At 71.0% G+C, this 24,163-nt stretch carries 20 protein-coding genes; 16 read left to right on the top strand and 4 right to left on the bottom strand.

What is annotated here, in order from left to right; translation table 11 throughout:
• Position 1: 1 nt before the first annotated feature.
• The 6 genes from gatA to ACIPPM_RS13310 all read left to right on the top strand — a co-directional run bounded on the left by gatA (position 2) and on the right by ACIPPM_RS13310 (position 4,935).
• A complete protein-coding gene (gene gatA / locus ACIPPM_RS13335) occupies positions 2–1,495 on the top strand; it encodes an Asp-tRNA(Asn)/Glu-tRNA(Gln) amidotransferase subunit GatA (protein WP_393596034.1) in 1,494 nt (497 codons plus the stop codon).
• Positions 1,492–1,731, top strand: a complete 240-nt coding sequence (locus ACIPPM_RS13330) for a hypothetical protein (protein ID WP_086696013.1) — start codon at positions 1,492–1,494, stop codon at positions 1,729–1,731. The genes gatA and ACIPPM_RS13330 overlap by 4 nt, the downstream gene beginning before the upstream one ends.
• 16 nt (positions 1,732–1,747) lie before the next feature.
• Positions 1,748–3,262, top strand: a complete 1,515-nt coding sequence (gatB, locus tag ACIPPM_RS13325) for an Asp-tRNA(Asn)/Glu-tRNA(Gln) amidotransferase subunit GatB (RefSeq protein WP_401446792.1) — start codon at positions 1,748–1,750, stop codon at positions 3,260–3,262.
• A gap of 104 nt (positions 3,263–3,366) precedes the next feature.
• Positions 3,367–3,732, top strand: a complete 366-nt coding sequence (locus tag ACIPPM_RS13320) for a hypothetical protein (protein WP_401446790.1) — start codon at positions 3,367–3,369, stop codon at positions 3,730–3,732.
• Between the two features lie 49 nt (positions 3,733–3,781).
• The gene (locus ACIPPM_RS13315; RefSeq protein ID WP_401446787.1) at positions 3,782–4,357 is read left to right on the top strand and encodes a GNAT family N-acetyltransferase; all 576 of its coding nucleotides are present in this window, start codon (positions 3,782–3,784) and stop codon (positions 4,355–4,357) included.
• Between the two features lie 35 nt (positions 4,358–4,392).
• The gene (locus tag ACIPPM_RS13310) at positions 4,393–4,935 is read left to right on the top strand and encodes a hypothetical protein (RefSeq protein WP_401446785.1); all 543 of its coding nucleotides are present in this window, start codon (positions 4,393–4,395) and stop codon (positions 4,933–4,935) included.
• A gap of 34 nt (positions 4,936–4,969) precedes the next feature.
• On the opposite strand, the gene ACIPPM_RS13305 is transcribed toward ACIPPM_RS13310, so the two are convergent.
• Positions 4,970–6,121 carry a PQQ-dependent sugar dehydrogenase gene (locus ACIPPM_RS13305; protein ID WP_401448448.1) on the bottom strand — a complete coding sequence of 384 codons (1,152 nt, stop codon included), beginning with the start codon at positions 6,119–6,121 and terminating at the stop codon, positions 4,970–4,972.
• A gap of 75 nt (positions 6,122–6,196) precedes the next feature.
• On the opposite strand from ACIPPM_RS13305, the gene ACIPPM_RS13300 reads away from it, so the two are divergent.
• The 6 genes from ACIPPM_RS13300 (at position 6,197) to serA (ending at position 16,109) form a co-directional block, all read left to right on the top strand.
• Positions 6,197–7,141 (top strand): 2-hydroxyacid dehydrogenase, encoded by a 945-nt coding sequence (locus tag ACIPPM_RS13300; protein WP_401446783.1) that lies wholly within the window; start codon positions 6,197–6,199, stop codon positions 7,139–7,141.
• Between the two features lie 199 nt (positions 7,142–7,340).
• The gene (locus ACIPPM_RS13295) at positions 7,341–10,547 is read left to right on the top strand and encodes a putative bifunctional diguanylate cyclase/phosphodiesterase (RefSeq protein ID WP_401446780.1); all 3,207 of its coding nucleotides are present in this window, start codon (positions 7,341–7,343) and stop codon (positions 10,545–10,547) included.
• A gap of 252 nt (positions 10,548–10,799) precedes the next feature.
• The gene (locus tag ACIPPM_RS13290; RefSeq protein WP_401446778.1) at positions 10,800–12,650 is read left to right on the top strand and encodes an acetolactate synthase large subunit; all 1,851 of its coding nucleotides are present in this window, start codon (positions 10,800–10,802) and stop codon (positions 12,648–12,650) included.
• A 39-nt stretch (positions 12,651–12,689) separates the two neighbouring features.
• Positions 12,690–13,214, top strand: coding sequence for an acetolactate synthase small subunit (gene ilvN, locus ACIPPM_RS13285; RefSeq protein ID WP_030808356.1), 525 nt, complete (start codon positions 12,690–12,692; stop codon positions 13,212–13,214).
• A 110-nt stretch (positions 13,215–13,324) separates the two neighbouring features.
• Positions 13,325–14,323, top strand: coding sequence for a ketol-acid reductoisomerase (gene ilvC / locus ACIPPM_RS13280; protein WP_401446774.1), 999 nt, complete (start codon positions 13,325–13,327; stop codon positions 14,321–14,323).
• Between the two features lie 184 nt (positions 14,324–14,507).
• The gene (gene serA, locus ACIPPM_RS13275; RefSeq protein WP_401446772.1) at positions 14,508–16,109 is read left to right on the top strand and encodes a phosphoglycerate dehydrogenase; all 1,602 of its coding nucleotides are present in this window, start codon (positions 14,508–14,510) and stop codon (positions 16,107–16,109) included.
• A gap of 71 nt (positions 16,110–16,180) precedes the next feature.
• Here serA and ACIPPM_RS13270 read toward each other — a convergent pair whose 3' ends face one another.
• The gene (locus ACIPPM_RS13270; RefSeq protein WP_401446770.1) at positions 16,181–17,704 is read right to left on the bottom strand and encodes an MFS transporter; all 1,524 of its coding nucleotides are present in this window, start codon (positions 17,702–17,704) and stop codon (positions 16,181–16,183) included.
• A 96-nt stretch (positions 17,705–17,800) separates the two neighbouring features.
• Here ACIPPM_RS13270 and ACIPPM_RS13265 point away from each other — a divergent pair, with 96 nt between their 5' ends.
• Positions 17,801–18,370: a TetR/AcrR family transcriptional regulator gene (locus ACIPPM_RS13265; protein WP_401446768.1), complete on the top strand. Its 570-nt coding sequence runs from the start codon at positions 17,801–17,803 to the stop codon at positions 18,368–18,370.
• Between the two features lie 137 nt (positions 18,371–18,507).
• On the opposite strand, the gene ACIPPM_RS13260 is transcribed toward ACIPPM_RS13265, so the two are convergent.
• Positions 18,508–19,215, bottom strand: coding sequence for a hypothetical protein (locus ACIPPM_RS13260; RefSeq protein ID WP_401446765.1), 708 nt, complete (start codon positions 19,213–19,215; stop codon positions 18,508–18,510).
• 109 nt (positions 19,216–19,324) lie between these two features.
• On the opposite strand from ACIPPM_RS13260, the gene ACIPPM_RS13255 reads away from it, so the two are divergent.
• Entirely contained in the window at positions 19,325–19,903 is a 579-nt protein-coding gene (locus ACIPPM_RS13255) for a DUF4240 domain-containing protein (protein WP_401446762.1), read from the top strand.
• A gap of 256 nt (positions 19,904–20,159) precedes the next feature.
• Here the strand turns inward: ACIPPM_RS13255 and ACIPPM_RS13250 are convergent, their stop codons facing one another.
• Positions 20,160–21,353, bottom strand: a complete 1,194-nt coding sequence (locus ACIPPM_RS13250) for a PucR family transcriptional regulator (protein WP_401446760.1) — start codon at positions 21,351–21,353, stop codon at positions 20,160–20,162.
• Between the two features lie 165 nt (positions 21,354–21,518).
• On the opposite strand from ACIPPM_RS13250, the gene ACIPPM_RS13245 reads away from it, so the two are divergent.
• Positions 21,519–22,445 carry a proline dehydrogenase family protein gene (locus ACIPPM_RS13245; RefSeq protein ID WP_401446757.1) on the top strand — a complete coding sequence of 309 codons (927 nt, stop codon included), beginning with the start codon at positions 21,519–21,521 and terminating at the stop codon, positions 22,443–22,445.
• A 51-nt stretch (positions 22,446–22,496) separates the two neighbouring features.
• A complete protein-coding gene (pruA, locus tag ACIPPM_RS13240) occupies positions 22,497–24,128 on the top strand; it encodes an L-glutamate gamma-semialdehyde dehydrogenase (protein WP_401446755.1) in 1,632 nt (543 codons plus the stop codon).
• The last annotated feature ends 35 nt before the right edge of the window (positions 24,129–24,163 follow it).

Below are 24,163 nucleotides of genomic sequence, written 5' to 3'. Positions count from 1 at the left end.
CATGACCGACATCATCAAGCTCACGGCCGCCGAGATCGCCGGGAAGATCGCCTCCGGCGAGCTGACCGCGGTCGAGGTCACCGAGGCCCACCTCGCGCGCATCGACGCCGTCGACGAGAAGGTGCACGCCTTCCTGCACGTCGACCGCGAGGGCGCGCTCGCCCAGGCCCGCGCGGTGGACGCCAAGCGCGCCCGCGGCGAGCAGCTCGGCCCGCTGGCCGGTGTCCCGCTCGCGCTCAAGGACATCTTCACCACCGAGGGCATCCCGACCACGGTCGGTTCCAAGATCCTCGAGGGCTGGATTCCCCCGTACGACGCGACGCTCACCAAGCGCCTCAAGGACGCCGACGTCGTCATCCTCGGCAAGACCAACATGGACGAGTTCGCCATGGGGTCCTCCACCGAGAACAGCGCCTACGGCCCGACCGGCAACCCCTGGGACCTCACCAAGATCCCCGGCGGCTCCGGCGGCGGCTCCTCCGCCGCGCTCGCCTCCTACGAGGCCCCGCTCGCCATCGGCACCGACACCGGCGGCTCCATCCGCCAGCCTGCCGCCGTCACCGGCACCGTCGGCGTCAAGCCGACCTACGGCTCGGTGTCCCGCTACGGCATGGTCGCCTTCTCGTCCTCCCTCGACCAGGGCGGCCCCTGCGCCCGTACGGTCCTGGACGCGGCGCTGCTGCACGAGGTCATCGCGGGCCACGACCCGCTGGACTCCACCTCCATCGACGCCCCGGTCCCGCCGGTCGTCGAGGCCGCGCGCAACGGCTCGGTCGCGGGCATGCGGGTCGGCGTCGTCAAGCAGTTCCGCGGCGAGGGCTACCAGGCCGGTGTCCTCCAGCGCTTCGACGAGTCCGTCGAGCTGCTGCGGGAGCTGGGCGCCGAGATCGTCGAGCTGGACTGCCCGTCCTTCGACCTCGCCCTGTCGGCGTACTACCTGATCGCGCCGTCCGAGTGCTCCTCCAACCTCGCCCGCTTCGACGGCCTGCGCTACGGCCGCCGCACCGGCGACGACGGCACCCACTCGGCCGAGGAGGTCACCTCCCTCACCCGTGAGGCGGGCTTCGGCGACGAGGTCAAGCGCCGCATCATGCTCGGCACGTACGCCCTCTCCAGCGGCTACTACGACGCCTACTACGGCTCCGCGCAGAAGGTCCGCACCCTCATCACGCGGGACTTCGAGAAGGCGTTCGAGCAGGTCGACGTGATCGTCTCCCCGACGACCCCGACCACCGCCTTCGCGATCGGCGAGCGCGCCGACGACCCGATGGCGATGTACCTCGCGGACCTGTGCACCATCCCGACGAACCTCGCGGGCAACGCGGCCATGTCGCTGCCGTGCGGTCTCGCCCCCGAGGACAACCTCCCCGTCGGCCTCCAGATCATCGCCCCGGCGCTGAAGGACGACAGGCTGTACAAGGTCGGCGCCGCCGTGGAGGCCGCCTTCGTGGAAAAGTGGGGTCACCCGCTGATCGAGGAGGCACCGTCGCTGTGAGCGCACTGAACAAGGCCAAGGGCTTCAAGCAGTCGAGGTCCGGCACGTACCTGTCCATGGCCGGCACCGCGTTCAGCGCGGTCGGCGTGGCCAAGCAGATCAAGAAGGCACGGTCGGAGCAGGACACGCTCAGGCTGATCGACGCCGCCGTGTCCGCCGTCGCCATCGTCACCGGCCTCGCCATCCTCTACCGCGAGCTGAAGCGGCTGGGCGACGACGACGTCCTGCTGGGCTGAGAGGGAAGTTTTCACCGTGACCACCACGACCGACCTGGTGTCGTACGAGGACGCGCTGTCGTCGTACGACCCCGTCATGGGCCTCGAGGTCCATGTCGAACTCGGCACCCACACCAAGATGTTCTGCGGCTGTTCGACCGAGCTGGGCGCCGAGCCCAACTCGCAGACCTGCCCGGTGTGCCTCGGCATGCCCGGCGCGCTCCCGGTCGTCAACGCGACCGGCGTCGAGTCCGCGATCAAGATCGGCCTCGCGCTGAACTGCTCGATCGCCGAGTGGTGCCGCTTCGCCCGGAAGAACTACTTCTATCCGGACATGCCGAAGAACTTCCAGACCTCCCAGTACGACGAGCCGATCGCCTTCGACGGCTACCTCGACGTGCAGCTGGAGGACGGGGAGACCTTCCGTGTGGAGATCGAGCGCGCCCACATGGAGGAGGACACCGGCAAGTCGACGCACGTCGGCGGTGCCACCGGCCGCATCCACGGCGCGTCCCACTCCCTGCTGGACTACAACCGCGCGGGCATCCCGCTCATCGAGATCGTCACCAAGCCGATCGAGGGCGCGGGTGAGCGCGCCCCCGAGGTCGCGCGCGCCTACGTCCGCGAGCTGCGCGAGGTCATCCGGGCCCTCGGTGTCTCCGAGGCGCGGATGGAGATGGGCCAGATGCGCTGCGACGTCAACCTGTCGCTGCGCCCGCACGGCCGCGAGAAGTTCGGCACGCGCTCCGAGACGAAGAACGTCAACTCGCTGCGCTCGGTCGAGCGTGCGGCCCGATTCGAGATCATGCGCCACGCGGCCGTGCTCGACGGCGGCGGCACGATCATCCAGGAGACGCGCCACTTCCACGAGGACACCGGGTCCACGACCTCGGGCCGCGTGAAGGAGGAGGCCGAGGACTACCGGTACTTCCCGGAGCCCGACCTCGTCCCCGTGGCGCCCTCGCGCGAGTGGGTCGAGGAGATCCGCGCCGCGCTGCCCGAGCTGCCGCTGGCCCGCCGTACCCGCCTGCTGGCGGAGTGGGGCATCTCGGCCACCGACATGCAGTCGATCACCAACGCCGGTGCGCTGGACCTGATCGTCGCCACCATCGACGCCGGTGCCGACGCGGCCTCCGCCCGCAAGTGGTGGATGGGCGAGCTGGCGCGCAGCGCCAACGAGTCGGGCAAGGCGCTGGACGAGCTGGCCATCACCCCGGCCCAGGTCGCCCGCGTCACCGAGCTGGTCGTGAAGGGTGACCTGAACGACAAGCTGGCCCGTCAGGTCATCGAGGGCGTCCTCGCCGGTGAGGGCACGCCGGACGAGGTCGTGGAGAAGCGCGGTCTGAAGGTCGTCTCCGACGAGGGTGCGCTGACCACCGCCGTCGACGAGGCCATCGCGGGCAACCCGGCCATCGCGGACAAGATCCGCGGCGGCAAGGTCGCGGCGGCCGGCGCGCTGGTCGGCGCGGTCATGAAGGCCACCCGTGGCCAGGCCGACGCCGCCCGCGTCAAGGAGCTGATCCTCGACCGCCTGGGCGTGAGCGAGGGCTGAGTCCCATGCCGAGCGTGGCCCCGGAGGTCGATCCTCCGGGGCCACGCTCGTTTTCCGGGGGCCGCGACGAGACGCCCGAGGGGGAGGCGCTACGCTCGCCCGCCATGAGTGGACGTACCGATTCCGTCGCCGGACCCGCCGAGGCCGAGGAGGCGGAACGGGCGGAGCCCGTCGTACGGCACGAAGAGGACGACCAGCACGAAGAGGGCGACGCCGAGTTCTACGACGAGGCCCGCCGCGCCCGCTGGCTCGCCACCGGCACCGGCGCCCTGCTCACCCTCGCCGGTGTGGCCGCCGCCCTGCTCCGCCTGACCGGTCCCGCCCCCGCCCTGGTCCCCGCCGCGTACGCCATCGGTGCCGTCGTCTGCGTGGCCGCCGCCGTCCTCGGCGCGCGGGGCCGCACCCGCCGCGCGCTCTGGCTGCTGATAGCCGGGACGATGATCATGGCCCTGGGCGATCAGTTCGACTGAGCCCGTGAAAGGCTCGGCCGGAGAACCGGGCGGAAGGAACCCCAGCACGATGTACGCGACACCCCTGGGCCAGGACGGCGCCGAACTGCGTCCGATGGAGGTCTGGCACGCGCCGGAGTTCTTCGCCAACATCGACGGCGAGCGCGAGTTCATCGGCCGCCACGTCGGCCTCCCGGACGTGGTGCCCGACCTGGCCGCCGCCCGCGCCTATCTGAAGGGGTACGCCGACAAGCGCGCCACCGACTCCGGCAGCCTGCACGGCATCTGGCTGGACGGCACGCTCGTCGGCGGCCTGATGTTCCGACTCTGGGACACCGGGACCGGGGTCGCCGAGGCGGGCTGCTGGCTGATACCCGGAGCGGCCGGGCGCGGGCTGGTCACCCAGGGCATGGAGATCCTGCTCGACTGGGCCTTCGGCGAGCGCGGCATGCACCGCGTGGAGTGGCACGCCTCCTCCGCCAACCAGCCCAGCGTCAACGTGGCCCGGCGCCTGCACATGACCCGCGAGGGCGTGCTCCGCGAGAACTACCCGCATCGGGGCGTCCGTACCGACACCGAGGTCTGGGCGATCCTGGCCCCCGAGTGGCGCGCGGCCCGCGAAGGCGCAGCGCACAGCGGGCGTTAAGACGCCTCTCAGACTCCGTCCGTACGGTGCCGGGCATGGCTACGAAGACAGCGGAAGGCGCCGGGACCGAGACCGGCGCGCAGCACGACGAGACGGTGGCCGAGACCGCCGTGACCGAGGAAGCCCAGGCACCCGAGCAGCACGAGTCCGACGCGGAGCTGCCCGGCACCGAGCCGCGCCGCCCGTCCGGGGTCGGCCAGGGCGCTGGAGCCGTGGTCTCCGCCGCGCTCGGCCTGGTCTCGCTCAACGGCGGCTGGGTCGGCACCGTCGCCTCGGCCCGCGCCCAGCTCATGGGCCAGCTCAAGACCTCGTCGCAGGCGGGCGTCGCCCAGCAGATCAAGGCGGTCTACGGCGACGCCTGGCACGCCACCGCCCTGTGGGCCGGTCTCTTCGCGGTGGCCGCGCTGGTCGTGGGCGTGGCCGTGCTCGCCCGGCCCGCGTTCGGCGCGCCGGGACGGCCGCAGGCCCCGTGGATCAAGTCCGTCGCCTGGGGCGGTGTCGCGCTCGGTGTCGTCGGCCTGCTGCTGGCCGCGCTGAAGTACTCCGACGCGCTGCTCGGCCTGCCCTCGGCGGGCTGACCGTGGACGCGGGGGCGGTGTCGCACCGCCCCCGTCAGCGGACCTGGACCTCCAGCAGCCGGTCGTCGCCCTTCTTCGGGTCGCCCCGGCCGTCGGTGTTGCTGGTCAGCACCCACAGCCGGTCCTGCCCGGCCGGGGCCACCGTGCGCAGCCGTCCGTACGCGCCGTCCAGGAACGCCTGCGGCGGGGCCGAGGCCGAGGTCGAGCGCAGCGGGACGCGCCACAGGCGCTCGCCGCGGAGGCCGGCCATCCAGATCACCCCGTCCACGTAGGCGATGCCGCTCGGCGACGCGTCGTCGGTGTGCCACTGGGCCAGCGGGTTCTGGAAGCGCCCGTCGGTTCCCTTGCCCTCGGCGGAGGGCCAGCCGTAGTCGCCGCCCGGCTTGATCGCGTTCAGCTCGTCCCAGGTGTCCTGCCCGAACTCCGAGGCGAACAGCCGCTGTTCCTTGTCCCAGGCGAGACCCTGCACATTGCGGTGGCCGTAGGAGTACACCGGCGAGCGGCCGAGCGGGTTGCCCGGCGCGGGCTCGCCCTCCGGGGTGATCCTCAGGATCTTGCCGCCCAGCGACTTCTTGTCGGGGGCCAGCCCGCTGCTGCCGCTCTCGCCGGTGCCGACGTACAGCATGCCGTCCGGGCCGAAGGCGATGCGGCCGCCGTTGTGGATGTGGCCCTTGGGGATGCCCTTGAACACCGTGTCCGGGGCGCCCAGTTGATCACCGGCCGCCCGCTTCTCGTCGTACCGCACCCGGACGACGCGGTTGTCGGAGGCGGAGGTGAAGTAGGCGTAGACCATGTGGTCCGAGGCGAAGCCGGGGGAGAGGGCGATGCCGAGCAGGCCGCCCTCACCGGCCGGTTCGACCCCGGAGACGCGGCCCGCCACCGTCTTCTTGCCGGTCTTCGCGTCGATCCGGGTGAGGGTGGCGTCGTCGCGGGAGGACACCAGCAGGTTCCCGTCCGGCAGCGGGGCCAGCCCCCACGGGCTCTTCAGGCCCTCGGCGACCGTGCGCAGCACCTTCACCGAGCCCTTGGCGGGCGGGCCGGTCTCGGCGGGGGACGTGGCCGTCACGGTCACCGTGCCCTCACCGGGCGACCCCCGTCCGTCACCCCCGTCCGAGGTGCAGCCCGCGGCCAGCAGCAGCGTGGTCGCGGCGAGTACGGCGGGCGCGGTACGGCTTCGCACGGTCAGAGTCCCTTCGAAGGGGTCGCACCGACACCACTACCCCACCAGAGGCGCACACTCCCCTGAACTACCCTCCTCGCCATGACCCAAGACGTCTGGCTGCCCCTGCCGCCCGAAGAGATCCGGAACCTCCCCGAGGGCCCGAACTACCTGTTCTGGGACGGCGGGCAGCAGGAGTTCCCCGGCGATCCGGCGGACTGCGCGGTGTACGTGGTGCCCTACATGCGGAGCGAGCCCGTCAAGATCCGCCCGCTGAAGGCCATGACCGGGCTGCGCGTGATCCAGACCCTCACCGCCGGGGTGGACGACATCACCGCCCACCTCGACCTGGTCGCCCCCGGCGTGCGGCTGTGCAACGCCCGCGGGGTGCACGAGACCAGCACCGCCGAGCTGGCGCTCACCCTCACGCTGGCCTCGCTGCGCGGGATTCCGGGGTTCGTCCGGGCGCAGGACGAGGAGCACTGGCAAGGTGGATTCCGGCCCGCTCTCGCCGACCGGACCGTGCTGATCGTCGGCTACGGCGCCATCGGCTCGGCCATCGAGGACCGGCTCGCGCCCTTCGAGGTGGAGCGCGTGATCCGGGTGGCGCGCTCCGGGCGCACCACCGCGCGCGGGGCCGTGCATCCGTTCACCGAACTGCCCGCCCTGCTCCCGGAAGCCGACGTGGTGATCCTCTCCACGCCCCTCACCGACGAGACGCGGGGTCTGGTGGACGCGGGCTTCCTGGCCCGGATGAAGGACGGCGCCCTCCTCGTCAACGTCGCGCGCGGACCCGTGGTCGACACCGGAGCCCTGCTCGACGAGCTGGCGGGCGGACGGCTCACCGCCGCCCTCGACGTCACCGATCCCGAGCCGCTGCCGCCGGGCCATCCGCTGTGGCGGGCCCCCGGCGTACTGATCACCCCGCATGTGGGCGGCCCCAGTTCGGCGTTCCGGCCGCGCGCCGAACGGCTCCTGGTGGACCAGTTGACCCGGTTCGTGAACCATGAGCCACTGCGCGACGTGGTCCTCACCACCGGGGCCTGACCCGCCGACGGGCACCCTCCGCGACCCTCCGGGCGCGGTGCGTTCCCGCATAGTCGCTGGTCGTCACGGAGAGTAGAGAAGCTATGTCCCTGAGTGACGATCCTGGTGTATCGTCCCGACAGGGGTGCGCCGCCGACCGATCGGCGCCGGGGATGGACATGTCAGCTCTGTGAGGGGGGCGACGGGCGATGCACGGCCTATGGACGAACGATCCGACGCGGCGGAGCCGCCGACGGCGACCCTGGCGCACCACCGCGCGCAGGCGCGAGCGGTACCCGCACCCGCACGGTCCGCACCCCCGCCCGGCCGCCCGGCGGAGGCATCCGCACCGGCCCCCGAGGGTCCCCGGCGCGACCCGCACCGGGAGGGCGCGGTGAGCGCGGCCCCGGTGACCACGACCGCGCCCGACGAGGCGCCCCGCGCGCCACAGCGGCCCGTCCGCACGCCCCCGACCCGCCCGCCGACACCCGGCGACGGATCGCGCCTGGCCCAGCAACTCGCCCTCGCCGTGATCTGCGCGGCCTACGGCATCGGCTCGGCCTTCGACTGGGGCAACCAGCAACTCGCGCTGTTCATGGGCGACTTCGGGCTCAGCGCGGCGGCCGGCACCGCCGCCGTCTCCTGCTTCCTCTACGCCCGCAGCCGCCGCGTCCGCTTCCGCCCCGCCTGGCTGCTCTTCGCCCTCTCCTCCGCGATGGCCGCCCTGGGCAACGCCGTCTGGGGGTGGTACGAGGTCGTCCTCGACCAGGCCGTGCCCAGCCCGAGCTACGCCGACCTGTTCTTCCTCTGCTTCGCGCCGCCCGCCATCGTGGGCCTGCTGGTCCTCGCCAAACGCCCCGTGAGCCGGGCGGGCTGGATCTGTCTCACGCTGGACGCCTGGCTCATCGGCGGCTCGCTGCTCACCCTCTCCTGGAGCCTCGCGCTCGCCCAGACCGCCCGGATCGACGGGCCGAGCGTCGAGCACACCGCCCTCTCGCTGGCCTACCCGCTGCTCGACATCGTGCTGGTCAGCATGGTGCTCGCGCTGCACTTCCGGCGCAGCCCGGGCAACCGCACCGCCGTCAACACCGCGATCGGCGCCCTCGCGCTCACCGTGATGTGCGACGCGCTGTTCACCTCCCCGCTGCTGCACAGCAGTTACCGCTCCGGGCAGCTGCTGGACGCGGGCTGGTTCGCGGGCTCCCTGCTGCTCGCCTACGCCCCTTGGGCCGCCCCCAGGGGACGGGATGGCGAGCGGGGCGCGTCCGACGGGCACACCCGCGTCGTGCACGAGCACGTACCGGGCCAGCGCGGCCCGGTCACCGCCCAGCAGCATCCGCCGGGCACGGAGGGCCACCGCTACCCGGCCGGACGGCCGCTCACCGGCTCCCTCGCCGCCCTCACCCCGTACCTCGCCGCCGCCGTCTGCACCCTGGGCATCCTGTACAACGTGCTCAACGGGCGCAGGCCCGACCACGTGGTGCTGATCACCGCGGGCGCCGTGGTGCTGGCCCTCGTCATCCGCCAGGGCATCATGCTGCTGGACAACATCACCCTCACCCAGGAACTGGCGCAGAAGGAGAACCACTTCCGCTCCCTGGTGCAGGGCTCCAGCGACGTCATCATGATCGCCGCCCCCAACGGCGTGCTGCGCTACGTCTCCCCGGCCGCCGCCGGGGTCTACGGCAGCAGCGCCGAGGCCCTGATCGGCACCGAACTGGCCGCCCTGATCCACCCCGAGGACCTGGGCTGCGTGGTGCACGAGGTGCGCCGCTTCCTGGCCGCCGACCCGCTGGACGAACCCACCACCCGCATCGAGTGCCGCTTCCGCTCCGGCGGCGGGGGCGCCTCCCGCGCGAGCGAGGCCCAGGGCGGCTGGCTCAATGTGGAGTCCACCGTCAACCGCCACCACGGCGGCCTGATCTTCAACAGCCGCGACGTGACCGAGCGGGTGCGGCTCCAGGCCCAGCTCCAGCACAACGCCGAGCACGACCCGCTCACCGACCTACCCAACCGCGCCCTGTTCACCCGGCGCGTCCAGCAGGCCCTGTCCGGGCGCCGGGCCACCGACCGGGGCGCCGCCCTGCGCGGCACCGCCGTGCTCTTCATCGACCTCGACGGCTTCAAGGCCGTCAACGACACCATCGGCCACCAGGCCGGGGACGAGCTGCTGATCCAGGCCGCCCGCAGACTCCAGGACTCCGTCCGCCAGGGGGACACCGCCTCCCGGCTCGGCGGGGACGAGTTCGCGGCCCTGATCACCGGCGACGGCACCCGCGACCGCGCCGCCCGCGAGCGGCACATCCTGGAGCTGGCCGACCGGCTCCGGATGACCCTCTCCCAGCCGTACGCCATCGACGGCAACGATGTCCGGGTCAACGCCTCCATCGGCGTCTCCTTCGCCGAACCCGGTCTCGGCGCCGGTGAGCTGCTGCGCAACGCCGACCTGGCGATGTACCGCGCCAAGGCCGGCGGCAAGGGGCGGGTGGAGCTGTACAAGCCGCAGATGCAGCAGGACGTCGTCCGCAAGGCCGAGCTGGCCGGACGGCTGCGCGCCGCGCTGCACGAGGGCGAGTTCGCGCTGCTGCACCAGCCGGTGGTCTGTCTCACCGGCGGCCGGATCGCCTCCGTCGCCACCCACGCGCGCTGGCGCTCGGCCCAGGGCGTGCTGTTCACCCCGGCCGAGTTCCTGCGGGTGGCGGACGACGGCGACCGCACGGCGGAGCTGGAGCGCTGGATACTCCAGGAAGCGGTCGAGCAGGCCGCCGAGCGGGCCGCGGGCGGACTCGTCGTCCCGGTGGCGGTCCGGATGAGCGCCCGGCGGCTGCTGGACCGCTCGCTGCCGCTGGGCTCCATCGAGGCGCTGCTGACCCGGCACGGACTGCCGCCCGGCGCGCTGATCATCGAGGTGTCCGGCACCGACCCGCGGATCTCCCTGGACGAGCTGGAGCGGCGCCTGACCGCGCTCAGCCGCCTCGGGGTGCGGATCGCGCTGGACGGCTTCGGCAGCGGCTACGCGGCCATCACCGCACTGCGCAGACTCCCCGTGGACATCCTCAAGCTCGACCGCGGGCTGATCGAGGGCGTCGTGGAGTCCGCCCGGCTGCACAAGATCACCAGTGGGCTGCTGCGCATCGCGGGCGACCTCGGCCTGCAGTCCGTCGCCGAGGGCGTCGACCTGCCGGAACAGGTGGTCGCGCTGCGCGCCATGGGCTGCACCCACGGCCAGGGCATGGCGTTCGCCGGACCGGTCGACGAGTACCGGCTGCGCCGGGCGCTCGCCTCCGGCCGCTTCCCGGTGCCGCACGCCCCCGCCGAACCGGTCTTCGCCGGGAAGGGCGCCGGGCTGTACTCAGGGAGCATGTCCACCGTCTTCGGCGCCACCGCGCTCCGCTCACATGATGAGACGGCTGTCCCACCCACTTGACACACGGTGCGCGCCGGGGGGAGGGTCAGAGCCATGCGCACCCGAATTCTCGTACTTGGAAAGCGCGTCGGCTGACCTGGGCCCTGAGCGGACACCGTCCGCAATACCCAGCGACCTCCCCGGCGCGCTCCCCTCGCTTGCCTTGCGGCACGGGGGGTTTTTTGTTGCACGAGTGACCCCTCGTGCACCCCCTGTTCCGCTTCCATACCGCTCAAACTTCGCAAAGACCCTCAAGCTCGAGAAGAGAAGCTGATGACCGAGCAGGCCACCGGGGCCCACCATCCGCAGCCGCGGCCCCGATCCGGAGGACAGCACTCCGCACCCGTCGAGCACGTCACGGGAGCGCAGTCCCTCATCCGCTCGCTCGAGGAGGTCGGCGTCGACACGGTATTCGGCATCCCCGGGGGCACGATCCTTCCCGCGTACGACCCGCTGATGGACTCCCAGCGGGTGCGCCATGTGCTCGTCCGTCATGAGCAGGGCGCGGGTCACGCGGCCACCGGGTACGCGCAGGCCACCGGCAAGGTCGGCGTCTGCATGGCGACCTCGGGCCCCGGCGCCACCAACCTGGTCACCCCGATCGCCGACGCGAACATGGACTCGGTGCCGCTGGTCGCGATCACCGGCCAGGTCGTCTCCAAGGCGATCGGCACGGACGCCTTCCAGGAGGCGGACATCGTCGGCATCTCCATGCCGATCACCAAGCACAGCTTCCTGGTCACCAAGGCCGCGGACATCCCGAAGACGATCGCGGAGGCGTTCCACATCGCCTCCACCGGCCGCCCCGGCCCGGTCCTCGTCGACATCCCGAAGGACGTCCTGCAGACTCGGACGACCTTCTCCTGGCCGCCCCTCATGGACCTGCCCGGCTACCGTCCGGTGACCAAGCCGCACGCCAAGCAGATCCGCGAGGCCGCCAAGCTGATCACCGCGTCCAAGCGCCCCGTCCTCTACGTCGGCGGCGGCGTCATCAAGGCCGGCGCCACCGACGAGCTGAAGATCCTCGCCGAGCTGACCGGCGCCCCCGTCACCACCACCCTGATGGCACTCGGCGCCTTCCCCGACAGCCACCCCCAGCACGTGGGCATGCCCGGCATGCACGGCTCGGTCACCGCCGTCACCGCGCTGCAGAAGGCCGACCTGATCGTCGCCCTCGGCGCCCGCTTCGACGACCGCGTCACCGGCAAGCTGGACAGCTTCGCGCCGTACGCCAAGATCGTGCACGCCGACATCGACCCCGCCGAGATCGGCAAGAACCGCGAGGCCGACGTGCCGATCGTGGGCGACGCCCGCGAGGTGCTGGCCGACCTGATCCAGGCCGTGCAGAAGGAGCACGACGAGGGCCACCGCGGCGACCACACCGCCTGGTGGAGCGACCTGAACCGCTGGCGCGACACCTACCCGCTCGGCTACGAGACGCCCGAGGACGGCTCGCTCTCCCCGCAGGCGGTCATCGAGCGCATCGGCCAGCTCGCCCCCGCGGACACGATCTTCACGGCGGGCGTCGGCCAGCACCAGATGTGGTCCGCCCACTTCATCCAGTACGAGCGGCCCGCGACCTGGCTCAACTCCGGCGGCGCCGGAACCATGGGATACGCGGTCCCGGCCGCGATGGGCGCCAAGGCCGGACAGCCCGGCCGCACGGTCTGGGCGATCGACGGCGACGGCTGCTTCCAGATGACCAATCAGGAACTGACCACCTGCGCCCTGAACAACATCCCGATCAAGGTCGCCATCATCAACAACGGCGCCCTCGGCATGGTCCGCCAGTGGCAGACCCTGTTCTACAACCAGCGCTACTCCAACACCGTCCTGCACTCCGGCCCCGACGGACCCACCGGCCCGAGCGCCGGTACCCGCGTCCCCGACTTCGTGAAGCTGGCCGAGGCGATGGGCTGCCACGCCATCCGCTGCGAGCGCCCCGAGGACCTGGACAAGGTCATCGAGGAGGCGAACGCGATCAACGACCGGCCGGTCGTCGTCGACTTCATCGTCCACGAGGACGCGATGGTGTGGCCGATGGTCGCCGCCGGGACCTCCAACGACGAGGTCATGGCCGCGCGGGGCGTGCGCCCCGACTTCGGCGACGGCGACCAGGACTGACCGAGGATTCGAGCCAGAGAGACCGAGAGAGACCACGACATGTCCAAGCACACGCTCTCCGTCCTGGTGGAGAACACACCGGGCATCCTCGCCCGCATCGCCGCCCTCTTCTCCCGGCGCGGCTTCAACATCGACTCGCTCGCGGTGGGCGTCACCGAGCACGCAGACATCTCCCGCATCACCATCGTGGTGAACGTGGAGGACCTGCCGCTGGAGCAGGTGACCAAGCAGCTCAACAAGCTCGTCAACGTGCTGAAGATCGTCGAACTGGAACCCGGTCAGGCCGTCCAGCGTGAACTCGTTCTGGTGAAGGTCCGCGCGGACAACGAGACCCGGTCCCAGATCGTGGAGATCGTCCAGCTGTTCCGCGCCAAGACCGTCGACGTCTCCCCGGAGGCCGTCACGATCGAGGCCACCGGCTCCGGAGACAAGCTGTCCGCGATGCTGAAGATGCTGGAGCCCTTCGGCATCAAGGAGCTGGTGCAGTCCGGCACCATCGCCATCGGACGCGGCGCCCGCTCCATCACCGACCGCTCCCTGCGCGCCCTCGACCGCACGGCGTGAGCCCCGGCCCGGCCGCCCCGCGCGGCGACCGGATGCCGAGACCCCGAAACCTTCCGTCCCCCCACCGCAATACGGTGGGACGCAGCACCCGCACCTCAAGGAGAGAACCAGTGGCCGAGCTGTTCTACGACGCCGACGCCGACCTGTCCATCATCCAGGGCCGCAAGGTCGCGGTCATCGGCTACGGCAGCCAGGGCCACGCCCACGCCCTGTCGCTGCGGGACTCGGGCGTCGACGTCCGCGTCGGCCTGCCCGAGACCTCCAAGTCCCGCGCCAAGGCCGAGGAGCAGGGCCTGCGCGTGGTCACCGCGGCCGAGGCCGCCGCCGAGGCCGACGTCATCATGATCCTGGTCCCGGACCCGGTCCAGGCCCAGGTCTACGAGGAGTCCATCGCCCCGAACCTGAAGGACGGCGACGCGCTGTTCTTCGGCCACGGCTTCAACATCCGGTTCGGCTTCATCAAGCCCCCGGCCGAGGTCGACGTCTGCATGGTCGCCCCCAAGGGCCCCGGCCACCTGGTCCGCCGCCAGTACGAGGAGGGGCGCGGCGTGCCCTGCATCGTCGCGGTCGAGCAGGACCCCACCGGCGACGCCTTCCCGCTGGCCCTGTCGTACGCCAAGGCCATCGGCGGCACCCGGGCCGGTGTCATCAAGACCACCTTCACCGAGGAGACCGAGACCGACCTGTTCGGTGAGCAGGCCGTGCTCTGCGGCGGCACCGCCGCCCTGGTCAAGGCGGGCTTCGAGACGCTGACCGAGGCCGGGTACCAGCCCGAGATCGCCTACTTCGAGTGCCTGCACGAGCTGAAGCTGATCGTGGACCTCATGTACGAGGGCGGCCTGGAGAAGATGCGCTGGTCCATCTCCGAGACCGCCGAGTGGGGCGACTACGTCACCGGCCCGCGCATCATCACCGACGCCACCAAGGCCGAGATGAAGAAGGTCCTCGCCGAGATCCAGGACGGCACCTTCGCCAAGAACTGGATGGACGAGTACCACGGCGGTCTGAAGAAGTACAACGAGTACAAGGATCAGGACTCCGAGCACCTGCTGGAGACCACCGGCAAGAAGCTGCGCAAGCTGATGTCCTGGGTCGACGAAGAGGCGTGAGCCTCGAAGGCGTCCGGCGGCGGCACCCCCAGCGGGGGTGCCGCCCGCCCGGCCGTCGCGCCACTACACTGCTGCACAACAAACGCGTCAGGCCCACAGTGTCGTGCGTCTTCCACGCGGCTAGCACCCTCCACCGCCAGCGGCCGTCGGGACGGCCGTCCGCACTGGACTTGTGAGGACTCACGTGAGCTCGTACCCCACTCGAAAAGCCACGGTACTCATCGCTGAAGAGCTGTCGCCCGCGACCGTGGACGCGCTCGGGCCGGACTTCGAGATCCGGCACTGCAACGGAGCCGACCGTGCCGAGCTGCTCCCCGCCATCGCCGACGTGGACGCGATCCTCGTCCGCTCGGCGACCAAGGTCGACGCCGAGGCGATCGCCGCGGCCAAGAAGCTGAAGGTCGTCGCACGAGCCGGCGTCGGCCTCGACAACGTCGACGTCTCCGCCGCCACCAAGGCCGGCGTGATGGTCGTCAACGCCCCCACCTCCAACATCGTCACCGCCGCCGAACTGGCCTGCGGTCTGCTCGTGGCCAGCGCGCGCAACATCCCGCAGGCCAACACCGCCTTGAAGAACGGCGAGTGGAAGCGCAGCAAGTACACCGGCGTCGAGCTGGCCGAGAAGACCCTCGGCGTGGTCGGCCTCGGCCGCATCGGCGCCCTGGTCGCCCAGCGCATGTCGGCCTTCGGCATGAAGGTCGTCGCCTACGACCCGTACGTACAGCCCGCGCGGGCCGCGCAGATGGGCGTCAAGGTGCTGTCGCTGGACGAGCTGCTGGAGGTCTCCGACTTCATCACCGTCCACCTGCCCAAGACCCCCGAGACCCTCGGCCTCATCGGTGACGAGGCGCTGCGCAAGGTCAAGCCGACCGTGCGCATCGTCAACGCCGCGCGCGGCGGCATCGTCGACGAGGCCGCGCTGTACGCGGCGCTCAAGGAGGGCCGGGTCGCCGGTGCCGGGCTCGACGTGTACGCGAAGGAGCCGTGCGTCGACTCCCCGCTGTTCGAGCTGGACGAGGTGGTCTGCACCCCGCACCTGGGCGCCTCCACCGACGAGGCCCAGGAGAAGGCGGGCGTCGCGGTGGCCCGCTCGGTGCGCCTCGCCCTCGCCGGTGAGCTGGTGCCGGACGCGGTCAACGTCCAGGGCGGTGTCATCGCCGAGGACGTGAAGCCCGGTCTGCCGCTCGCCGAGCGCCTCGGCCGCATCTTCACCGCGCTGGCGGGCGAGGTCGCGGCCCGCCTCGACGTCGAGGTGTACGGCGAGATCACCCAGCACGATGTGAAGGTGCTCGAACTCTCCGCGCTCAAGGGCGTGTTCGAGGACGTGGTCGACGAGACGGTCTCCTACGTCAACGCCCCGCTGTTCGCGCAGGAGCGCGGTGTCGAGGTCCGCCTCACCACCAGCTCCGAGTCGCCCGAGCACCGCAACGTGGTGACCGTGCGCGGCACCCTCGCGAGCGGCGAGGAGGTCTCGGTCTCCGGCACGCTGGCCGGTCCCAAGCACCTCCAGAAGATCGTCGCGGTCGGTGACTACGACGTGGACCTGGCGCTCGCCGAGCACATGGTCGTCCTGCGCTACGAGGACCGTCCCGGTGTCGTCGGCACCGTCGGCCGGGTCCTCGGCGAGGCGGGCGTCAACATCGCCGGTATGCAGGTGGCCCGTTCCACCGCCGGTGGCGAGGCGCTGGCCGTGCTGACCGTGGACGACACGGTCGCCCCGGCCACCCTGACCGAGCTGGCCGAGGAGATCGGGGCCACCTCCGCCCGGTCGGTCAACCTGGTCTGAGCCGGACCCGAGACACACCGGAGCGCCGGGCGGACCGATGACGGTCCGCCCGGCGCTCCGGCGTTCTCCGGCTACTTCGCGTCCCGTCCGCGCAGGGTCAGCGCGGCGCCGACCGCGGCCAGCACCAGCACGCCCGCCCCGAAGAGGGCCGCCGCGTGCATCCCGGCGGTGAACGCCTCCCGCGCCGAGGCGAGCAGCGCCTCCCCGGACCGGCCCGGCAGCCGGGCGGCGGTGACCAGCGCGCCGCCCAGCGTCTCGCGGGCCTCCGCCGGGGTGCCGGACGGCATCCGGTGCCGGTAGACGGCCGCGCCGACCGAGCCCAGCACCGCCATGCCGAGCGCCCCGCCGAACTCCGTGGCCGTCTCCAGCAGCGACGAGGCGGTGCCCGCCCGCTCCGCCGGAGCGCTGCCCATCGCCAGGTCGGTCAGCTGGGACAGCACCATCACCGCGCCGCAGGCCAGCACCCCGGCCGCGGCCAGCAGCAGCCACAGCGACCCGGTGCCGGTCAGCGCGAGCAGCCCGTACCCGGCCGCCGAGACCGCGAACCCGGCGGCGACCACCCGGCCCCGGTCCACGCCCCGGGCGACCAGCGCGGCGGTGACGGGTCCCGCGACCCCGATCAGCACCGAGGGCAGCAGGCTCCACAGCGCGGCCGACAGCGGGCTCTTTCCCAGCACCGACTGCAGGTACTGCGTGGTGAAGATCGCCGAGCCCAGCATGCCGAACGCGGACACCAGGGTCAGCACCACGGCCGGGGTGAAGCCCCGGTTCCGCAACAGCGCGGGCGGCATCAGCGGGGAGGCGGCGGTGCGCTGGCGGTGCACGAAGAGGGCGGCGAAGAGCAGGCCGACCGTCACCGACATCACGTACCGCACGTGCCAGCCCTCGGACGGGATCTCCTTCAGGCCGTAGATCACCGGGAGCACGGCGGCCAGTGAGAGCGGGACGCTGATCCAGTCGAAGCGGCCGGGGGAGGGGTTCTTGGACTCGGGGAGCAGGACCGGGCCGAGGACCAGCAGCAGGAGCATCGCGGGCAGGTTGACCAGGAAGACCGAGCCCCACCAGAAGTGCTCCACCAGCACCCCGCTCATCACCGAGCCCAGCGCGATCCCGCCGGTCATCACCCCGGACCACAGTCCGATCGCCTTCGCCCGCTGGGCGGGGTCGGTGAACATCGTGCGCAGCAGCGCCATGGTGGACGGCATCAGGGTGGCCCCGCCGACGCCGAGGACCGCGCGGGCGGCGATCAGGGTCGTGGCGCTGTCGGCGTAGGCGGCGAGGACCGAGGCGGCGCCGAAGGCGGCGGCCCCCGCCAGCAGGAGACGGCGGCTGCCGAGGCGGTCGGCGAGGGAGCCCATCGTCATCAGGAGCCCGGCGAGGACGAAGCCGTAGACGTCGAAGATCCAGAGCTGCTGAGTGCCGGTGGGGCGGAGGTCCGCGCTGATCGCCGGGGTGGCGAAGTACAGCACGGACACGTCCATCGAGACCAGCAGCAGCGGCAGCATCAGCACGCCCAGTGCGGTCCATTCACGCCGCCCGGCACGAACGGGCGTGTCTTGCACGGGTGTTGGGGTGGTGCTCGTCGGATTCACCATGCCGAGGAATGTACGCACGTATTAAACGCTTGTCTAGAACGGCTGTGTAAGTCACGCGTATAGGACGCTTGTATGGACCGGGGTACGCTGACCGGCATGGGACACCGTGAGGATCTGCTCGAGGGCGCCAAGCGCTGCCTGCTGGCGAAGGGGTTCGCCCGGACCACCGCCCGCGACATCGTGAAGGAGTCGGGCACCAACCTGGCCTCCATCGGCTACCACTACGGCTCCAAGGACGCACTGCTCGCGCAGGCGTACGTGGCGCTGGTGGAGGAGGCGGGGGACACCTTCGGCGGGGCCGACCCGGAGGGGGAGCCCGGCTCGCTGGAGCGCTTCCGCTGGGTGTGGTCGAACGTCCTCTCCGCGATGCGCGAGCCCGCGTCGGTCTTCCGGCTCAGCATGGAGGTCATGACCATCGAGCTGCCCGAGGTACGCGCCTACCTGGGCGGCGAGCAGCGTGAGGGCGGACGCGGCCTGGTCGCGTTGCTCATGGGCATACCGGAGGACGAGGTCACCGACGAGACCGCCGACACCCTCGGCAGCTTCTACGTCACCCTGATGACCGGCCTCATCGCCCAGTGGACCTTCGACCCGGAAACAGCCCCGGACGCGGACGCCCTCACGGCGGGCCTGCGCCAGGTCGTGGAGGGCGTCAGCAAGAGCTGACCGCTCATGTGGGGTCCGCGAATCCGTGAGCAGTGTCTGCTGGGAGAAGGCACGAATCCGGGTTCGGTGCGCACGTCTCCCCATTCCGGGACGCGCGACGAGTTCGGTCTCTCCGGCCGATGACCCTGGCGGGAGGGTCAGACAACCGGGGCTGAGACCCGGACGTCGGAGTCGTAGTGCTTCACGTAGGCACGTTGCCCCTCGTCGAGCGATGACTCGTCATTGCCGTCGAGGGTGTCGCTGATGCGGTTCTCGATCCAGAAGCGGTAGGCCCACTCCTCGAAGGTGGGAGCACAGTACTGGAGAGCGTCCATCTGCTCGTCGAAGTCTTCGATGTCACTGTTCCCGTTGAACTCGCCGGCGCTGTCGTGGGCTTCGTACTCGTACTCGTATTCAAGGTGGGAGTGCACCACGAAGGCCGACTGCCCGGGCCGCAGGTAGAAGTACCAGAGGACGCAGTCCTGCTGATCGCGGAAGAACCGGACGAGGAAGGCGCCGGGCTCGACTGGACTGGGTATCGGCTTGGAGAGGCTGCTCCAGCAGCAAGTCAGCGACTGGCCGCCCAAGATGTCTGGAAGGTTCGCCGAAGTGAAGTAGGTGGAGAAGTCCTGGGGGAGTGAAAGCCCCTTCTGGTCCAGTTCCTCGGTCACTGCTCGAAGCTCGGTGACGCGGTCCGCAGAAGTTCCGGTGTGCTCGCCGAGCCATTCGAAGGTCCCCTTGAGCCTTCGCTGGTCCAACGGTGGCAAGGAATCGTGGGGGTAGTAGTCGTAGGTGTAGGGGCAGGAGCGGCGGCCGCCCAGGTCGCTTCCGCACCAGCTGGCCTCGAAGCGGACGCTCATCTGCATGATTCCTTCCGTGACTCGCCGACCTGTTGTCGCCGAGCGAGAGATCCGGTCATCGTACGGACCGCGGTGACGTCGTTGGGCTGTCAGAGTCACCTGCCATAGTGCCGCTGTGGATGATGAGACCTTCTGGAACATGATCGAGAGCTGTCGGCGGCAGACCCAGGACCCGGACGAGCGCCTTGCCTGGCTTCATGGGCAGCTGGCACCTCAGCCTGAGTTGGCCGTGCAGTTTCATATATGTCTTGACCGCGTTCTCAGCCCGACGTTCACCTGGGACTTGTGGGCGGCCGCGGATCGCATCTTGGGCTGGTGCTCTGACGACAGCTTCTTCTACTTTCGGCTCTGGCTGGTGGGGCTCGGCCAGGAAATGTTCGAGCTGGTTGCCCGCGATCCAGATGCGCTGGCCGAGGTGCCGGAGGTTCGGTTCCTGGCAGGCCGGTCACCGAGGTCCTGGGCGGACAACGAGTGGCCCGAGTGGGAAGAACTCGACTACGTCGCTGGGCGTGCATTCGAGGATGCGACCGGCAAGGCTCACGACGAATTCCATGCTGCTCTTGAGGCTCAGAACACAGATGATCCTGAACCGCAGAATCCGGTTGGCGAGCAATGGGACGTGAATCGGGAGGAGGAGGCAAATCTTCGTCTCCCTCGTCTCGCCGCCTTGTTTCCCGTCGCCGAGGCCACGTAGCGAACGTTGGTGCCTGATCGGCAATCTTGAGGATGTCTGTCGCTTCGCGTAGGAACCCGCATCCGCGCGGGGTGGGGTGGGGGGGCGAGGCGCACGCGGCAGCGAAGCTGGTGTAGCCCGGAATCTGAACGATGACTCGCAGGCGGAGCTTGGCCGGGGCCAGAACTCCTTCGCGGATCTCGCGAAATTCGCTCTTCGCGATGCTCGAGAGGGAGACGCCGGGCGACATTGCGCAGCGATTCGTGGAACCTGGAGTTCAGCCCAGCCGGGCCCGCTTCAGGGCCATGTGCAGGAGTAGGCGGTCCTCGCCGTCGTCCAGGTCCAGGCCGGTCAGGCGTTCCACGCGGCCCAGGCGGTAGTAGAGGGTCTGGCGGTGGATGCCCAGTTCGGCCGCCGCCCGGCCGGCCTGGCCCGCGCAGTCGAGGTAGACCTCGGCGGTGCGGGCCAGCTCCTGGTGGGCGGGGGAGAGCAGCGGTGCCGCCACCGGGTCCTGCACCGACCTCGGCGGCAGCGCGGACAGCAGCCGGTACGGGCCGATGCCCCGCCACTCGGCCACCGGCGCGAACCTCGGCTCGGCCAGCGCGGCCCGCGCCGCCGCCGACGCCTCCTGCCACACCGTGCCCAACTCGGCCAGCCCCAGGCGTGGTTCACCGATCCCCACCCCGACGACCGTGCCCTCCGCCTCCTTCACCAGCCGAGCCGCCGTCACCAGCGCCGGGGCCGTCACCTCCGTGACGCGCAGCCGCACCAGCACCGCGAGGCTCTGCGCCGTCGCACCCCACGGCACCGTGCACAGGGCGGTGGCGTGCGGGACGGTGCGCACCGAGGGGGCGTCGTCGGGGTCGGCGGAGAACCAGGGGGCGACGCACACCACGGTGTGCGGGCCGTCCGCGCGCGGGCCCAGCGCGGTGCGCAGCTCGGTGACGGCCATGTCCCGCTGCCAGCCGTCCTCCGCGGTGAGCACCGCCCGTAGCTCCCGGCCGAGCCCCGCCCCGGCCCGCGCCTCGTCGGCCAGCAGCGCGCCGATCCGCCCGGTCACCGGCATGGCGGCGGCGAGCTGGGCGTCGCTCGGGCCGGGGTCGTCGTCCAGCAGCCAGACGTAGCCGAGGACGACACCCCGATGGCGTACCGGCAGGCAGATCCGGCCCCGGTAGACGCCCGCCTCCGGGGTGGGCGGGATGCGCACCGGCTGCGTCGCGCGGGTGATGCCGAAGCCCTCGAACCACGCCCGCACCGCCGAGGTGGAGCGCCGGGTCAGGATCGAGCGGGCCCGCACCGGGTCCAGCGCGGTGGGATCGAGCTCGCCCTCGCTGTCGTACGCGCCGAAGGCGATCAGCTCGAAGTCCCGGTTCTCCAGGGTCGCCGGGGCGCCCAGCAGCTCCGAGATCTCGTCCACCAGCTCCTGGTAGTCATCTCTGTAATCGGCCGCCACTCGGGCATTCTGCCGCATTTCCGAGCGCGCTTCATACATCTGTCTGAGAACCGGTGATCGGATGCGTGACGTCTGTCGATGGCTCACCATCGAAGAGATCCCTAGGTTTCACGGTGGTTCTCCGTGCCGTCCCCGAATCGTCGGGTCCCGGCCGTTTCGGTGCTTTTGTTGTGGAGGTGCCCCGTGCTGGGTCCCGTGATTCTCGCCGCCTCGCGCAGCGACCGGATGCGTCGTCTGATCTCGGCCGCCCCGGTGACCAAGCAGGTCGTCGACCGGTTCATCCCCGGCGAGACCGTGGACGACATCGTCCCGGTCATCGCGGAGCTGACCGCCAAGGGCCTGCAGCTGACGATGGACGTCGTCGGCGAGGACATCACCACCCCCGAGCAGGCCACCGCCGCCCGCGACGCCTACCTCGCGCTGGTCGACCACCTGGGGGGCCTCGAGCTCGGCGAGCGGGTCGAGATGTCCGTGAAGCTCTCCATGTTCGGCCAGGCGCTGGAAGGCGGCCACGAGCTGGCCCTCGCCAACGTCCGCCCGGTCGTCGCGGCCGCCGCCGCCATCGGCACCACGGTCACCCTGGACGCCGAGGACCACACCACCCTCGACTCGATGTTCGCCATCCACGAGGAGCTGCGGAAGGACTTCCCGCAGACCGGCTGCGTCATCCAGGCGTACCTGTTCCGCACCGAGGCCGACGCCCGCCGCCTGGCCGCCGCGGGCAGCCGGGTCCGCCTGGTCAAGGGCGCCTACAAGGAGCCCGCCGAGGTCGCGTACCAGCAGAAGCACGAGATCGACAAGGCGTACGTCCGCGTCCTGAAGACGCTGATGGAGGGCGACGGCTACCCGATGATCGGGTCCCACGACCCCCGCCTCATCTCCATCGCCCAGGAACTCGCGCACCGCGCGGGTCGTAAGCTCGACGAGTACGAGTTCCAGATGCTCTACGGCATCCGGGGCGACGAGCACCTGCGGCTGGCCGCCGAGGGGCACCGCATGCGTGTCTACACCGCCTACGGCACCGACTGGTACGGCTATTTCATGCGCCGTCTCGCCGAGAAGCCGGCGAACCTCCAGTTCTTCGTACGCAGCATGATCACCAAGGGCTGAGCCCGAACATCCGCCCGAACACCCGCTCAACGTAAAGGAGTTACGGTTCTCATGGACGCTGTGACCCAGGTCCCCACCCCCGTCAACGAGCCGGTGCACGGCTACGCCCCCGGCACCCCCGAGCGCGCCCGGCTGGAGGCCAAGCTCAAGGAGCTGGCCGAGAACCCGGTCGACCTGCCGATGACCATCGGCGGCGAGAAGCGGATGGGCGGCGGCGAGACCTTCCAGGTGGTCCAGCCGCACAACCACAAGGCCGTGCTCGGCACCCTGCGCAACGCCACCCGCGAGGACGCCCAGGACGCGGTCGACGCCGCCCTGGCCGCCGCCCCGGCCTGGCGCGCGATGTCCTTCGACGACCGTGCCGCGATCATCCTGCGCGCCGCCGAGCTGCTCTCCGGCCCGTGGCGCGAGACCATCGCCGCCTCCACCATGCTGGGCCAGTCCAAGACCGCCCAGCAGGCCGAGATCGACAGCCCCTGTGAGCTGGTCGACTTCTGGCGCTTCAACGTGCACTACGCCCGCCAGATCCTGGCCGAGCAGCCCCCGGCCAACTCCCCGGGCGTGTGGAACCGCATGGACCACCGCCCGCTGGAGGGCTTCGTCTACGCGATCACGCCGTTCAACTTCTCGGCCATCGCCGCCAACCTGCCCACCGCGCCCGCCCTCATGGGCAACGTGGTGGTCTGGAAGCCGTCCCCGACGCAGACCCACGCCGCCGTGCTGCTGATGCAGCTGCTGGAGGAGGCCGGGCTGCCCAAGGGCGTCATCAACCTGGTCACCGGCGACGGCATCGCGGTCTCCGAGGTCGCGCTGGCCCACCGCGACCTCGCGGGCATCCACTTCACCGGCTCGACCAAGACCTTCCAGTACCTGTGGAAGACGGTCGGCAACAACATCGAGAAGTACCGCGCCTACCCGCGCCTGGTCGGCGAGACCGGCGGCAAGGACTTCGTCGTCGCGCACCCGAGCGCCGACCGCGCCGTCCTGAAGACCGCGCTGACCCGCGGTTCCTTCGAGTACCAGGGCCAGAAGTGCTCGGCCAGCTCCCGCGCCTACGTCCCGGCCTCCATCTGGAACTCCGGTTTCAAGGAGGAGTTCGCGGCGGAGATCGACGGTCTGACCGTGGGTGACGTCACCGACCTGTCGAACTTCATGGGCGCGGTCATCGACGAGCGCTCCTTCGCCAAGAACAAGGCCGCCATCGACCGCGCCGCCGAGGACCCCACCTGCACGATCGTCGCGGGCGGCTCCTACGACGACGCGGTGGGCTACTTCGTCCGCCCGACCGTCATCGAGTGCACCGACCCCGACAACGAGGTCTTCCGCACCGAGTACTTCGGCCCGATCCTCGCCGTGCACGTCTACGAGGACGACAAGTACGACGAGATGCTGACCCAGATGGAGTCGGTCTCGGACTACGCGCTCACCGGTGCGGTCATCTCCAACGACCGCGCGGCGGCGGCGTACACGATGGAGAAGCTCCGCTACGCGGCGGGCAACTTCTACATCAACGACAAGTCGACCGGCGCCGTCGTCGGCCAGCAGCCCTTCGGCGGCGGCCGCGCCTCCGGCACCGACGACAAGGCCGGCGCCCCGCAGAACCTGATGCGCTGGACCCTGACCCGCGCCATCAAGGAGACCCTGGTCCCGCCGACCGAGTACGGCTACCCGCACATGGGCTGAGCCCCCCTGGGCTGACCGCCCTCACGATCCGGCCC

This window comes from Streptomyces sp. NPDC090119, assembly GCF_044747085.1.
Classification (GTDB): domain Bacteria; phylum Actinomycetota; class Actinomycetes; order Streptomycetales; family Streptomycetaceae; genus Streptomyces.
This window is presented reverse-complemented; position numbering and strand designations above follow the sequence as displayed.